9 protein-coding genes are annotated in these 13,725 nt (G+C 67.5%); 5 read left to right on the forward strand and 4 right to left on the reverse strand.

Annotation, left to right across the window (positions count from 1 at the left end; all coding sequences use genetic code 11):
* The first annotated feature begins 91 nt into the window (after positions 1 to 91).
* From G5C50_RS18950 to G5C50_RS18960, 3 genes are all read left to right on the forward strand, one after another.
* The gene (locus G5C50_RS18950) at positions 92 to 1,633 is read left to right on the forward strand and encodes a DUF3987 domain-containing protein (protein ID WP_165071856.1); all 1,542 of its coding nucleotides are present in this window, start codon (positions 92 to 94) and stop codon (positions 1,631 to 1,633) included.
* A gap of 191 nt (positions 1,634 to 1,824) precedes the next feature.
* Positions 1,825 to 2,937 (forward strand): CHC2 zinc finger domain-containing protein, encoded by a 1,113-nt coding sequence (locus G5C50_RS18955; protein ID WP_165071858.1) that lies wholly within the window; start codon positions 1,825 to 1,827, stop codon positions 2,935 to 2,937.
* Positions 2,938 to 3,217: 280 nt separating this feature from the next.
* The gene (locus G5C50_RS18960; protein WP_165071860.1) at positions 3,218 to 4,690 is read left to right on the forward strand and encodes a tyrosine-type recombinase/integrase; all 1,473 of its coding nucleotides are present in this window, start codon (positions 3,218 to 3,220) and stop codon (positions 4,688 to 4,690) included.
* 350 nt (positions 4,691 to 5,040) lie between these two features.
* Here the strand turns inward: G5C50_RS18960 and G5C50_RS18965 are convergent, their stop codons facing one another.
* From G5C50_RS18965 to G5C50_RS18975, 3 genes are all read right to left on the reverse strand, one after another.
* The gene (locus tag G5C50_RS18965) at positions 5,041 to 6,486 is read right to left on the reverse strand and encodes an RsmB/NOP family class I SAM-dependent RNA methyltransferase (RefSeq protein ID WP_165071862.1); all 1,446 of its coding nucleotides are present in this window, start codon (positions 6,484 to 6,486) and stop codon (positions 5,041 to 5,043) included.
* A 344-nt stretch (positions 6,487 to 6,830) separates the two neighbouring features.
* The gene (locus G5C50_RS18970; RefSeq protein WP_165071864.1) at positions 6,831 to 7,922 is read right to left on the reverse strand and encodes a hypothetical protein; all 1,092 of its coding nucleotides are present in this window, start codon (positions 7,920 to 7,922) and stop codon (positions 6,831 to 6,833) included.
* 285 nt (positions 7,923 to 8,207) lie between these two features.
* Positions 8,208 to 10,292, reverse strand: a complete 2,085-nt coding sequence (locus tag G5C50_RS18975; RefSeq protein WP_407673570.1) for a YgiQ family radical SAM protein — start codon at positions 10,290 to 10,292, stop codon at positions 8,208 to 8,210.
* Positions 10,293 to 11,050: 758 nt separating this feature from the next.
* On the opposite strand from G5C50_RS18975, the gene G5C50_RS18980 reads away from it, so the two are divergent.
* Both G5C50_RS18980 and G5C50_RS18985 read left to right on the forward strand, forming a co-directional pair.
* Positions 11,051 to 12,598, forward strand: coding sequence for an ABC transporter substrate-binding protein (locus G5C50_RS18980; protein WP_240907234.1), 1,548 nt, complete (start codon positions 11,051 to 11,053; stop codon positions 12,596 to 12,598).
* A 43-nt stretch (positions 12,599 to 12,641) separates the two neighbouring features.
* Positions 12,642 to 13,226: a hypothetical protein gene (locus tag G5C50_RS18985; protein ID WP_165071866.1), complete on the forward strand. Its 585-nt coding sequence runs from the start codon at positions 12,642 to 12,644 to the stop codon at positions 13,224 to 13,226.
* 34 nt (positions 13,227 to 13,260) lie between these two features.
* Here the strand turns inward: G5C50_RS18985 and G5C50_RS18990 are convergent, their stop codons facing one another.
* Complete coding sequence (locus G5C50_RS18990; RefSeq protein ID WP_165071867.1) at positions 13,261 to 13,686, reverse strand: VanZ family protein; 426 nt, start codon at positions 13,684 to 13,686, stop codon at positions 13,261 to 13,263.
* Positions 13,687 to 13,725 lie beyond the last annotated feature (39 nt).

Below are 13,725 nucleotides of genomic sequence, written 5' to 3' on the forward strand. Positions count from 1 at the left end.
TCGAGGGCGCGTCCAGGGGCTGCGAACGCTGGTACTGCGCCGACTGCGACGTGATCTTCGAGAGCGACGTCGCTTCGAGGAGGGGCCGTCGATGAGCACGGCCGAAAAACTCGCCGCCACGGAATGGGCGGCCGGCGTGCCCCCGGATCAACAAGGGCCGGCGGTCCTGGCGATGATGCGGGGCGAGGGCGACCCGACGTCGGCCGACTCGTGGGGGCCGCTGCGGCTGGCCGATCGGCCGGCCGCGGAGCCGTTCCCTCTGGAGGTTTTGCCGCCCGCCGCCTGTCGCCTCGCGGTGGAAGGCGCGAAGTCGATCGGCTGCCCGGTCGACTTCGTCGCGGGGGCGGTCCTGGGCGTGGCCGGCGGCGCGATCGGCCGTTCCGCCTCGCTCCTCGTCAAGCCCGGCCACTTCGCCTCGGCGTCCCTGTTCGTCGCGATCATCGGGCCGCCCACGTCGGGCAAGTCCCCGGCGCTGGACCTGGCCGCGGGCCCGATCCACGCCATCGACGCCGACCTCGCCCGCGCCTACGAGGCCGACGACCTCCGGTGGAAGGCGGAGTGCAAGGCGATGGGGCCCAAGGCGAAGGAGTCGGAGCTGCCGCCCCGCCCCCGGCCGCGGCGGATCGACGTCGACAACTTCAAGCTCGAGAAGCTGCCGATCCTGCTGCGAGACAACCCCCGCGGCCTGCTCGGGATCAAGGACGAGTTGTCGTCCCTCATGGGCTCGTTCGGCGAGCACAAGGGCGGGCGCGGGACGGACAAGGAGGGCCTCCTCACGGCCTGGTCGGGCAAGAAGATCATCAAGGACCGCGTGGGCGACGACAACGGCGTGCCCGTCCGCTCGCCCCATCCCTGCCTGTCGATCGTCGGGGGGACGACCCCCGGCAACCTGCCCAAGTTCGTCGACCCCAACTCGCCGGACGACGGGTTCATCGAGCGGTTCCTCTTCGTCTACCCCGAGCCGATGGGGATCCCCGAGGTCGAGGACGAGGACGGCGTCTCCGACGCCGCGGCCGACGACTGGAGGGCCCTCGTCGGCCGCCTCTGGGCCCGCCCGATGAACGGCGAAGTCTCGTTCGTCGCCCGCATGACGCCGGAGGCGAAGGCCGCGCGTAAGCGGCTGCGGCGGGGCCACGCCCGCGAGATGAACGACCCCGGCTTCAACCCGTCCCTCGCATCCACGTGGGGGAAGCTGTCCGCCTACGCGGACCGCCTGGCCCTGGTCCTCGGCCTCATGGATCACGCCGGCGATCCCACGGCCGACCCCTTCGACGTCCCCGACGTCGCGGAGCGTCACGTCCTCGACGCGTGGCGGCTCGCGGCCTACTTCAAGAGCCACGCGCGGCGGGCGCACGGCGACGTGTCCCTGGACCTGCCGGGGGCCGAAGGCAAGGCCGTCGACGCGATCGTCCGCTGGGTGAAGTCCAAGGGGATCCGCACGTTCAGCGAACGCGACGTCAAGCAGGCCCGGGACTGGATCAAGCAGGACGCCCTCGACGCCGCGTTGCTCCACCTCGCCAAGATGAACGCGATCCGCCCCGCGAAGGCACCGTCGGACGGCTCCAAGGGAGGCCGCCCCAAGGGCCCCGTCTTCGACGTGAACCCCGTCCTGCTGCCCGCCCCGACGCCGTGAATAGGCCCTCTCGGTCGAAGTGGGAGGGGTTTTGAAGGTGTCGAGGGGAGTTTTGAAGGGGTTTTGAAGGAAATCGACTTTCGACGATCGGTTTCCTAACTCGCTTTGCAGAAATACCTTGTGTCGCAGCAATCGCGTTTTGAAGGTTTTGAGGGTTTTGAAGGCCCATAGGTATGTTGGGAGCCAGCCTCATGCCCTCGACGTCGGTCCCGAAGGTCCCTCGCGAGCGTCTCGATTGGGACGCCATGAAAGGCGGCGTCGATGAAGAGGCTGTGGCGGCCGCATTGCTGGGCGAACCGGCTCGGCAAGACGCTTCGGGCCTCTGGTGGGTGTGCCCGTTCCACCCCGACCGCAACCCGAGCTTCGTCGTCCGCCACGGCGGGTGGAAATGCTTCGGATGTGGGGCGCGTGGGGACGCGGTGGACCTGGTCATGCAGCTGGAGGGCCGTCTCTTCCCCGACGCAGCCAGGCGGGCCGTCGAACTCTCGGGGGGCTTCGGGACGTTCGAGCCGTCGTCCTACCGCCCCAAGGTCGTGCAAGCCGCCGCGCGGCCCCCGGCGAGTCCGTCCGGGCTCCCCGCGGGCGAGGCCGCCAGGGTCGTGGAAGCGGCCGTCGCACGGCTCTGGACGCCGGCCGGGGCCGAGGCTCTCGCCTACCTGCAACGCCGCGGCCTGGAGGACGAGACGATCCGCTCGGCCCGGCTGGGGTTCGCAGATCCGGTGATGGTCCCGACGAGGGACGGCGACCGGACGTTCCGGGCGTCGGGGGTCGTCGTCCCATGGTTCGACGGGGGCCGGCTGGCGTTGGTCAAGGTCCGCCGCCTGGACGACGGCCGGCCGAAGTACGTCGAGGCCTACCGGGCCGCCCCCGGGACCTTCCCCTCCCCGGAGGCGATCCGGCCGGGCCGCCCCCTGGTGATCGTCGAGGGCGAGTTCGACGCGATGCTGCTGGACCAACTGATCGGCGACTTCGCGAGCGTCGTCACGCTCGGCTCGGCGTCGTCGAAGGTCGACCCGGGCGTCCTGGCTCGGCTGCTCCGGAACCCTCGCTGGTACGTCGCCCACGACGCGGACCCGGCCGGGGAGGCGGCGGCCGCGCCCTGGCTGAATCTCGCGTGGGCCGCCCGCGTCCGGCCGCCTACCCCGGCGAAGGACTGGACCGACGCCCACGGGCTGGGATGCAACGTGGTCCGCAACCACTGGCTGCGAGCGATCCGGGAAGCCCCCCGGCCCACCTGGGGCGAACTGGAGTCCTGGAGCTGGGGCGAATCGAGCGAGGTCGAAGACCTGGAAGGTTGGAATTGACTCAGATCCGCGAAGCGGTGAGAACCCACGAACTAGAGCGACGAACGATCGGGTTGCACCAGGAGCGGAGGAGTCAACGGGGACTGGCTCCGCAGCGCAGCGAAGGTGGCTGTCCCCCTTGGCTCCGAAGCGGCCTCGGGGATGCCCGGAGAAAGGGGACAGGCACCCGGCCGCCAGGTTGATACCAAGAGCCGAGGCTCTCGCGCCGGGAGCCAGTCCCCTTTCTCCTCCGCCGTGGGCAATTCAAGCGGTCGCCGCTCTAGACACAGGAGGCCGAACGATGGCCAGTTTTCGAAAGAAGGGCAGGAACTGGTACTTCACGTACACGAACGCCGCCGGGAAGCGTTCCGAGGTCAAGGGCTGTCCAGACAAGCGAGTCACGGAGCAGATGGCCGCAGCCGCTGAGGCGGAGGCCTCCAAGGTCAGAGCGGGCCTCGTCGACCCCCGAGACCTGGCTTTGAGGGAGCACGGCCGAAGGCCTCTGGGAGAGCACATCGAGGCGTGGGGGAAGTCGCTCGTCGACTCCGGCGGGACCGACCGCCACGTCTCGATGTCCCTGTCTCGCGTCCGGCGGCTTTCCGCCATCGTCATGGGGGCCGGCGCCGCCGAGACGGAGTATCCACGGCGAGCGACCGCCGCCGACCGAGAATCCAGGGACCTGGCTGTATCCGAGCGGTTGGAGGCCGGGCGGCTCTCGGATCTGACCGCCGAGCGCGTGCGGTCGGCCCTGGGGGCTCTCAAGTCCCGCGGGATGTCCCTCCAAAGCCTCAATCATCATAGGGCCGCCGTCCGATCGTTCGACATCTGGTGCCTCGACACGCGACGGACGCGGGAGGCTTCCCTTCGTTCGGTCAAGGGCTTCAACGCCGAGGAGGACCGTCGCCACGATCGGCGGACCCTCGGGGTCGAGGAGCTGCGTCGGCTCATCGAGGCCGCCAGGCTCGGTCCCGTCGCGTTGGGCGTGGCCGGCTTGGCCCGCTCGTTGGCCTACCGGCTCGCGGTCGCCACGGGCCTCCGCTACTCGGAAATCCGGAGCATCCGGCCGGCGTCCTTCGACTGGTCGTCGACCCCCGCCACGGTCGACGTGACGGCCGCCTACGCCAAGAACGGCCGATCGGCCACCCAGACTCTCCCTCACGACCTGGCGAGCGACCTGCGGCCCTTCGTGGAGCAGGGGCCCCAGGGGGAACCCGTATTTCCGCTGCCGGCCGACAGAGGGGCGGAGATGCTCCGGGTCGACCTGGAGGCCGCAGGCATCCCTTACGTCGACGAGGCTGGACGCTACTTCGACTTCCACAGCCTGAGATGTCAGACCGCGACCATGCTGGACGCCGCAGGGGTGACTCCCCGGGTCGCTCAACGGATCATGCGGCACAGCACGCCCGGCCTGACCGACCGCTACACCCGGCCCAGGGCCGAGGACGTCGAACGGGCCGCCCTCTCGATGCCGAGTTTGAGGCCCGGAAAGGGTGGTGACGGAGAACCCATCAATGATCCCCTTTCCGCGTATTTGCCGTGCGCAGGGGACGCTGCCGGTCTCACCCCGTCCCATGCTGACAAGAGGACGATTTCGGATGAGCAACCGAGCATGAAGCTCGGACCCAGTAAAACAAGGGCTTCTGACGCTCCTTGTCCTACGGGGTCGGCTTCTGTCGCGAGTGACCGGGCTGGGACTCGAACCCAGGACCAACGGATTAACTTACCTCATCGGCTCTCGCCGACCGCCGCCCTTCCGAAGGGAGGAGCGGGTTGAAGGTCTGGACTATATCTTCGCCGTCGCAGGCGTGCCGCGTTTAGTCTCTGAGGCTGATGCCGAGGATCCCCCGGCGCCTTGCCTGCTGATGGCCCAATCCCCTCGCTTTTCGAACCGTCACGTTCGCCGTCGCCGGCCGCGTTGTGGTGCGAGTGGCTCTCAGGGCGTTCCAGCAAATAGCGGCATTCACTCGTCGCGGTTCGGTTTCTTCCCGCGCGAGGCTCCTATTGTGCGGCAGAAATCCGGCCGCCTTTGAAGTCCGTTGCTCTACCGACTGAGCTACCCGGTCGTGAGTTGTCAAAGACCCCACCAGAGTACGTTCTGAGCCCTGGTTCGTCCAGCCCTGCGATTCAGGAACCGGCCGGCTTCGTCGTTCGGACGAGACGCGCGATGAAACGGGTCTCGCAATCGTGGAGCTGCGGCCAGAGCTGGAGCGTGCCCGGCGTGTCGTCCTCGTCCAGGGGGTGCGGGAACGGGTCGAGGCGGAAATCCGAATGCTCCTGGAGGAATTCCTCAATGAGCTTGGACGTCTCGCGGAGGGTGGCTGTGCCCACGGTATAGACGATGACGCCGCCGGGCTTGACCGCCGCCGCGGCCAGGTTCAGAAGCTGCTTCTGACGCTCCGCCAGCTCGGCGAGTTGATCCTTCTTGACGATCCAGCGCACCTCCGGGTGCCGCCGCCACGAGCCCACGCCCGAGCTGGGTGGGGAGACGAGAACGCCGTCAAACGTGCCGGGCTTGCCGGGGGCGTGGCGGCCGTCCCAGGCCTTGGCGGCGACGTTCCGGTACGGGGTCTTCCGGAGCTTCAGGGCCGCCGAGCGTCGGGCCGGCTCGTGCTCGAAGGTCGAGATGATCGTCCCCTTGCCGCGCATCTCGTCGGCGAGGCCGAGGGCGAGAAGGCTGGAGCCCTCGCCCAGATCCCACCAGCGCTCGCCGGGATCGGGGTCGCAGACCTTCGCGACGGCTTGAGAGCCCAGGTCCTCGACGATCAGCGAGCCTTCCAGGAACGATTCGATCGGCCGGAGGTCGGCGTCGCGATCCAGTCGGGCGGCGGATTCGAGCTTACGCTGGATCCAGGGCTTGTGGCCCGCTTCGCGCAGTTCGTTCCAGACGTCTTTCGCTGGCTTGCCGCGCACTGCCGTCCACAGACTGGGTGGAGCCTGAACGGCGTGCAGGAACGCCAGACGCCGGAGCTTGGGCGATTCGTCGCCGGGAGGCAGGGGGAGTTCGTCGCGAAGCCAGGCGGGGAAGAGCATCCAGGGGTCGGCGGCCACGGCGCGGCCGGCGACGAACCGCTTGAGCGTCTCAGCGCGAGCCGTCCAGTTAGGGGCGTCGCCGCCGACGAACAGGCTGGAGTGGAGGCGGGCCGATTTGCTGGCCCAGATCCGCGGGACGGCCGGCAGTTCGGCCGAATCCAGCAGCCAGGCGAGGAGCAATTGCTCCTCGACGTGCACCAGTCGGAGGGGCTCGATCCAGCCCCACCAGCGGACGAGCGACGCCAGCGACTGGTTGATCAGCTTTCGGTCCGACCGCGTGGCCCGCTTGCCGGCGTCTTCCCCCTGCGCCTCGACGATCGCCGATTCGAGACGCTTGCCGTTGTCGAGGACGTCGCGGAGAACCTTAGGCGCGATCGCGGCGATGAGAGCCGCCAGCGCCGGCATCGTCTTGCCGCGAGAAGAGGTCTGGTGTCGAGGTTCAGGGCGAGCCTCAGCCCGTTCCGCCGGCGGGCGAGACTTCGGCTTCGGGCCGGTCGAGGAGGGACCGCGACGAGGGGGACGTGAGTTGCTGCGGGACATGTTCGGAGCGGTCTCGGGAGGGTGGTGCGGAGATTTTGAACGTTGCGACCGCGGCAGATAGGCTCGCCGCGATCGGTTGCGGCCGCTACCGTTTGAGTTCGCGCAGGCATCGGGCGGCGTTGATTTCTTCGTCCTATGTCAGGGGCAAACCAGATGGCGGCGTAACGTGGTTGCTTTGGCCCGGACGCGCGATTGGAAGACCCAGCCAGCATAGCTGGCGCTCTCGCGTGGCTCAAGACGTCCCAACACCGTTCATAACGGCCTGCCTTGGAAATGAAGCTCCCCGCCTCGGTCGAGTGGACCGTGGCGGGGTTCAGATGACGTCGGTTCGCGGCGGGCGATTCTCAAAGGTGCCCGAGGCGACGCCGGATGTTCAGGTCGCCGCCGTCGTTCGACGTGTAGGTCACAACGTACTGGCCGACGCTGTTGATGCTGACCGAGGCGTCCGAGCGGATCCCGGCATCGTATCTCGTGATGTTGTTCGAGGACGAGACCTCGGCGACGCGGACGTGTTCGCTCGTCTGGTCGAAGCCGTTGTAGACGACCACGAACGCACCGCCGCTGCGCTTCAGCGCGACCTTCGGGCTCTCCTCGCTGAAGGAGGTCGCGGCGATCGAGAGCGTGCTGCTCATCACGCCCGTGGAGCTCACGCGGCGGGCGAGGATGTCGTTGTTGCCGAAGGTCTGTCGCTGCCAGGCGACGACCGAATTGCCCGCGTCGTCCATGGAGACGCTCGGCCGTGACTCGAACGCGGTGCTGGTGTCGATGAAGTTGGTCCCCAGCAGTCCGCCCGAGGCATTGTAGCGGTTCATGTAGATGTCGTGATCGTTCGTGCTGTAGGTATGCTCCCACGCGACGTTGAACCGGCCGTCGGGGGTCATCGCAACGCTCGCGCGGTCGTCGGCCGAGGCGGTCACGGCGACGTTGATCACGTTGAGGAGTTGGTTGCTGGAGTTGTACAGCTTGGCGAAGACGTCCGGCGTGTTGTCTCCAACGTAGTTGGTGTCTCGGGTGTAGGCCACCACGAAGTCGCCGCGGGCGTCCATGGCGATCGAGGGGTTGTGCTCCCTGAACGTCCCGGCGCCGACCTGGACGATCCCGCCGACCGGCGTGCCGGCGGCACTGAACCGCTGGGCGACGACGTTGGTATCGCTGCCCACGGTTTGCATCCACGTCACGACGAAGTTCCCACCGGCGTCCATCGCCACGGCGGGCGACCCTTCGTCGAGGCTGCTGAAGCTGACGACGATCTCCGAGCCGACCTTCTGTCCGGCGGCGTTGAATCGCTGGGCGCGGATGTCGTGGTCGGTGGAGCTGAATGTGTCGGTCCAGACCACGACCGACGAGCCGTTGCTCGAACTGGCGTTGGCGGAGCTGAACTGGGCGTTGCGGGTCGTCGTGTTCACGGGGGCCGAGAACTCACTGGCCAGAGACATCAATTGGCGGCCCTCGAGCGATTCAAGCCGGGGACGGTTTTTCGTGCGGGAAAGACGCCGGTCGGATCGGGAAGCGAAGAGGCTCATGGTGAACTCCGGGTGCGAGGTTGGTGAGTCTGAACGCGGCTCGTTGCTCGCGTTAAGGAAAAATCACCAACCAGACGCCGACCGGACACAAACCGAACGAATTCCTGGAGGAAGGTGGGGTGGGACGATGAGCCCTATTCAAATCGCGTGATCACGAGGCTAGACGGAGCTGGGGATGATGAGGGATCGGACCGACCGTTACGACGACTTCGACCCGGGCCGGCCGCCGCCGCGTCCAGGCTTCTTGTCCTGACGACGGGCCGTGCTCCGACCGGGTCGGTAGCCCTGTTTCTGCATTTCGCGTTCGCCGGCCGGCTTGCCCTTCGCCGGGTTGGCGATGGAGTGATAGTGGTCGCCCTGGCCGGCCTCGTTCGCGTGCCGCCGTCGGGCCTCGAGGGCCGCTTTGGGCGCTTGGGCTGGGATCAGGCAGTCGCAACCGCCGCCGATGAGGTCGGCTCGGTCCGCCTTGAGCAGGGCCTCACGAACGAGGAAGTAGTTCTCGGGCTTGAAGAACTGCATCAAGGCGCGCTGGAGCTTGCGGTCGCGGAGGTGCTGGGCGACGTAGACCTCTTCGCCGGTGAAGGGGTCTCGGCCGGTGTAGTACATGCAGGTGGCGATGTCGAAGGGGGCCGGGATGAAGTCCTGGACCTGGTCGGGCTTGTAGCCGTTTTGCTTGAGGAAGACGGCCAGCTCGATCATCGCGTTCAGGTCGCTGCCGGGGTGCGAGGCGATGTAATACGGCACCAGAAACTGCTTCTTGCCGGCCTTGCGGCTGGCCTCGGCGAAGGCGTCGGCGAAGCCGGCGTAGTCTTCCTGGTTGGGCTTCTTCATCAGTTTGAGCACGTTGGAGTCGGTGTGCTCGGGGGCGACCTTCAAGGTGCCGCCGACGTGGTGCCGCGCCAGGTCTTCCAGGTACTTCGGCGAAAGCTGGGCGAGGTCCATCCGGATGCCCGACGCCACGTGGACCTTCTCGATCCCCGGCGTCTCCCGGCTCTTCTTCATCAGGTCGATCAGCGGGCCGTGATCCGTCCCCAGCAGCTTGCAGACCTTGGGATGGACGCACGACAGTCGCTTGCACTTCGCCTCGACTTCGGGCCGCGTGCAGCGCATCTCGTACATGTTCGCCGTGGGGCCGCCGATGTCCGAGACGACGCCCGAGAACTTCGGGTCCTCGGTCATCTTCTTCAGCTCGGTCAGGATCGAATCCTGCGACCGCGACTGGATGATCCGCCCCTGGTGGGTCGTGATCGAGCAAAAGGTGCAGCCGCCGAAGCAGCCGCGCATGATCGTCACCGAATCCTTGACGACCTCGAACGCCGGGATCCGCTGCCCCTTGTACATGGGGTGCGGCCGTCGGGTATACGGCAGGCCGTAGACGCGGTCCATGTCCTCCTGGCTGATCGGCAGGGCGGGCGGGTTGCAGACGACGGCCTGGCGGTCGTGGTACTGGACCAGCCGCTTCGCGTTCAGTGGGTTCGTCTCCATGTGGATCCGCTTGGTCGCTTCGGCGAACTTGAGCTTGTCGGTCTTCACCTCGTCGTAGGTCGGCAGGACGAGGGAGTCGGCCGGCGGGGTCTCGCTGGCGCCCATCGCATAGGCGGTTCCGCGCATGTCGCGGAGATCCTTGACCGTCTCGCCGGCCCTGAGGCGGCGGGCGATCTCGACGATCTGCTGCTCGCCCATGCCGAAGACGACGAGGTCGGCCTTGGAGTCGAGGAGGATCGACCGCTTGACCGTGTCACTCCAGTAGTCGTAATGGGCCAGGCGACGGAGCGAGGCCTCCACGCCGCCGGCGATCACGGGTACGCCGGGGAAGGCTTCGCGAGACCGGTGGGAGTAGGGGATCGTGGCCCGGTCGGGTCGCAGGCCGATCTTGCCGCCGGGGCTGTAGGCGTCGTCGTTGCGGACCTTCTTGTTGGCCGTGTAGTGGTTGATCATGCTGTCCATGTTCCCGGCGCTGACGCCGAAGAACAGGCGCGGACGGCCGAACTGCCGCCAGGGCTCGGCGCTCCGCCAGTCGGGCTGGCTCAGGATCGCGACCCGGAATCCGGCCGCCTCCAGCACGCGGCCGAGGATCCCCATCGCGAAGGCCGGATGATCGACGTAGGCGTCGCCCGTGACGAAGACCACGTCGACGGCGTCCCATCCCCGGGCCTCCATCTCCGCCCGGCTGGTCGGCAAGGGAGGAAGGGCGATCGACACCATCGGCAGCTCGGGAAGCTGCGTCGGGGCCTCGTTGCGTGCGGAACAGGGGGGTGGGGCGATCGCCTGGGGCGTCATGATGTTGCGTCGATGGCTCGGAGATGCGATCAGGGGAATCCTTACATTATGGCTGCCGCGTCAATCCAGGGACAAGCCGAGCCGCCGTCGAAGGGCGACCACGGGATTGGCTTCGGATCGGGTTCGATCGCCTCGGGGATGCAGGCGTTTTGTGGATGGAAGTCATTGTCAGGCATGATTTTGTGGGTTGTTCGAGTTTGGCTTCGTATGGCGAAGACCCGAGCGATTCAGTCCTCGGATCGGGGTGAGGTCTCGGAGTTGGGCGCGGTTGCAAGGTGGGCGGAATCGACCGATCGGTTCTGGCCCCGCGTCTTTGAGCGTTGGGTTCGTTTGGGTCGTGGCCGGGTTGACGGCGGTCGCTGTAAGTTCCATTCGGATATCTGATTAAAGTGAATCATGGGGTCTTTCGCGTTGGCTTCGTTCGACCATTTCGTCGATGATTTCCGTCGCCAGTCCGCTCTGACGAGCTTCCTATCGGATTGAATTCCAAACACGAGCGTCCGCTTTGTCATCGCCGCACCTCCCGGGGACGGCTGTTGTTGGATCTCGTCGCCGCACCCGAGAATGACTTCCTGAGTAGAGGTTACGACCAAGCGGGGATTACTCGACGTAGAAGCAGGGGTCGGGAGTCGAACGAGACCCTACGACCGTCACTCTCCGGCGGGCCTCTCGATTTGACCGGTCTCGCGGAAGCCCGTTACGATGGCGATTCGAGACGGCGGCCGAGACTCGGGCGTCGGCGGGGATGAAGGAGAATGCGGATGAGTCGGTCGCCGGCGCTGGGATTGATCGTATCGATGGCCGTCGCGGCGGTCGGCTGTTCCGAGTCCGAGCCCGAGGGGCCCAAACCGCCTCCCACATTCCCAGGCGTCACGCTCAAGCTGGGCGCGATGGGCGACCCGGCGATTCTGACCGGGATCGCCGCCCAGCGGGGCGAATGGACGGCCTCGCGCAAGGGGGAGATCGAGGTCGCCACCGACGCCGCCCGGACGGCCGATAACGCCGGCGAGCTCGACGTCATCGTCTTTCCCGGCCAGGAGTTGGGGAATCTGATCGATCGCTCCCTGCTCGACGAGATCGCGAACGACGTCGTTCTGCCGCCTGCCCCCTCGGAGGACGTGGAACGGAACGACCGGACGCGTCGATCCGAGGATGAGGAGGCGGTCGGCCTCCGCTATTCGGACATCGCCCCGGCCTACCGCGAGCAGGTGAGCAAGTTCGGCACTCACCGTTACGCCCTGCCGATCGGCGGCTCGACGCTGGTGCTGGCCTATCGCGCTGACGTTTTCAAGGCGGAGGCGAACCTCAAGGCGGCGAAGGAGCAGGGGATCACCCTGGAGCCCCCCGCGACGTGGGACGACCTCGACGCCCTTGCCCGGTTCTTCCAGGGGAGAGACTGGGACGGCGACGGCTCCCCCAATTACGGCCTCGCCGCTGCGCTCGGCAAGGACGCGGAGGGAGTGGCCGACGCGACGTTTCTGGCCCGGGCGGCAAGCCTGGGACAGCATCGCGACCACTACGCGCTCCTGTTCGATTCCGACACCCTGGCGCCCCGGCTGGAGTCGCCGCCGTTCGTCGAGGCCCTCAAGGCTCTGGCCGGCTGGAAGGCTGTCGGACCGCCGGGCGTGGAGTCGTTCGGCGCCGCGGAGGCTCGCGCGGCTTTCCGCGAAGGGAAGGCGGCCATGCTGATCGATCGCGCGGAGAAGCTCGCGGAATGGTCGTCGGCCAGGCCGGTGGCGGTCGCCCCGCTGCCGGGTTCGGATCGAGTTTACGAGCCCATGCGCAAGGCCTGGGAGAAGAGCGGGTCGATCAACCGGCCGACCTATTTGCCGTTCGGCGGCGGCTGGCTGGTGGGCGTCCGCAAGGGGCTCGACCCGGCCAAGAAGGGCGCGGCGCTCGATCTGGCTCTCTACCTCGCCGAGGCCGAGGTCGCCAATCGGATCCTTGCGGAACGGGCTTTCCCCATGCTCTCCGTGCGGGCCAGTCAGATGGGCCGGGGCATCCCCGATCCGACCTCGGCGCCCCACGTCGAGCCGCGAACCTGGTCGGGAGCCGTCTCGCGAAGTCTGATGGCCGAGCGGGTGTTGCCGGGCCTCCGCATCCCTGACGCCGACGGCTACCTCGCCGACCTCTCCGCCGGTCGAGCCGCCGCGACGGCGGGCAAACCGGCCGAGGAAGCTCTGAAGGAGACGGCCGCCGCATGGTCGGCTCGCAGCAAGTCGCTGGGGATCGCCCGACAGGTCTGGCACTATCGCCAGAGCCTCAATGCCCTGGCGACGCTTCCCGAACCGCCTTCGCGCGACAAGTGAGCGTTCGCATCCGCCCCAGCCTCCGGACTCGGGAGACGTCGTCATGAGCGAGCCCGACGCCGACGCGCCCGATTCGATGCTGGGCGGAGTACGCTCCAGATCGGATGAGCCTCTGCTGGCGCTGGAGATCCCCGCCTTCGTCCGTCGCGGGCAGGAACTCGAGGCGATCCTCCAGGGGGTCGACGACCGTTGCCGAAGCAACCGCCGGAAGTTGCTCGACATGGTTCACATGCGGCTCCGCCAGTGGGCGAAGCTGGCGACCGGCCCCGACGACTGGCGCGACGCCTTTCGCGCGTCGATCGCCGATCTCTGGGCGCTGACCAACGCGGACGCTCCCGCCTGGGCTCCATTCCCCGGAACAACGCGTCGGCGAAGGGCCGCGGCCCGCGACCTGATCGCCAGCGTCGAGCGATTCAACGGCCGCTGGGTCGAGTTCGTCGACCGCATGGACCTCCGTCTCACGAACGAGATCATCGAGGACTACAACCGGTTCTACCTCGTTGAGAAGGAATGCGCGGTGGGTTCCTCTCGGCTGGCGGCGATGCACTTCAAGATCGTGCCGAAGGTCACCGTCGCGAAAATCATGGTCGACTTCCCGCCGCTGCCGGTCCCCGAGCCGGCCGGCTGACAATCCGACCGCGAACGAGCTTCGTTCGCCCGGTTCAGGTCTGTCGCCTGCGCGTCAGACGGCGACGGAGGACGTCGGCGGCGTAGAAGCCGAGCACCGCGCCGAGGGTGTTCAAGATCAGGTCGTCGACGTCCAGGACGCCTCGGCCGGAGGCGTACTGAAGGCATTCGATCAGAGCGCTCAGGGCGAAGCCCGCCAGCGCCGCCTGCCGGATTGTGCCTCGCTTGGGGGCCAGGGCGAGGACCGCCGCGCCGATCGGCATGAATACGGCGACGTTGCCGACGTCGTTGAGCCAGAATTCTCGGCCGCCGTGCCAGGCGCTTCGCGCCATGCCCTTGAACGGCGTGAGCGAGGTGCCGGTCCTCCCCTCGGAGCCGCGGCCGAGGACGTTTCCCAACGTCAGGTACAGCAGGAAGGAGACGTAGAGGATCAGGGCGGCGATGATCGGCGTTCGAATCACGGCGTCGGTCCTCGAGCGCGGGATGTCCTGGGCTTCCTT

It is taken from the genome of Paludisphaera rhizosphaerae (genome assembly GCF_011065895.1).
In the GTDB taxonomy this organism is placed as follows: domain Bacteria; phylum Planctomycetota; class Planctomycetia; order Isosphaerales; family Isosphaeraceae; genus Paludisphaera; species Paludisphaera rhizosphaerae.

What these genes read in the sequence shown, in the direction of transcription:
- G5C50_RS18950 (WP_165071856.1), top strand. Translation starts at nt 92, where the DNA reads ATGAGCACGGCCGAAAAACTCGCCGCCACGGAATGGGCGGCCGGCGTG.
- G5C50_RS18955 (WP_165071858.1), top strand. Translation starts at nt 1,825, where the DNA reads ATGCCCTCGACGTCGGTCCCGAAGGTCCCTCGCGAGCGTCTCGATTGG.
- G5C50_RS18960 (WP_165071860.1), top strand. Translation starts at nt 3,218, where the DNA reads ATGGCCAGTTTTCGAAAGAAGGGCAGGAACTGGTACTTCACGTACACG.
- G5C50_RS18965 (WP_165071862.1), bottom strand. Translation starts at nt 6,486, where the DNA reads ATGTCCCGCAGCAACTCACGTCCCCCTCGTCGCGGTCCCTCCTCGACC.
- G5C50_RS18970 (WP_165071864.1), bottom strand. Translation starts at nt 7,922, where the DNA reads ATGTCTCTGGCCAGTGAGTTCTCGGCCCCCGTGAACACGACGACCCGC.
- G5C50_RS18980 (WP_240907234.1), top strand. Translation starts at nt 11,051, where the DNA reads ATGAGTCGGTCGCCGGCGCTGGGATTGATCGTATCGATGGCCGTCGCG.
- G5C50_RS18985 (WP_165071866.1), top strand. Translation starts at nt 12,642, where the DNA reads ATGAGCGAGCCCGACGCCGACGCGCCCGATTCGATGCTGGGCGGAGTA.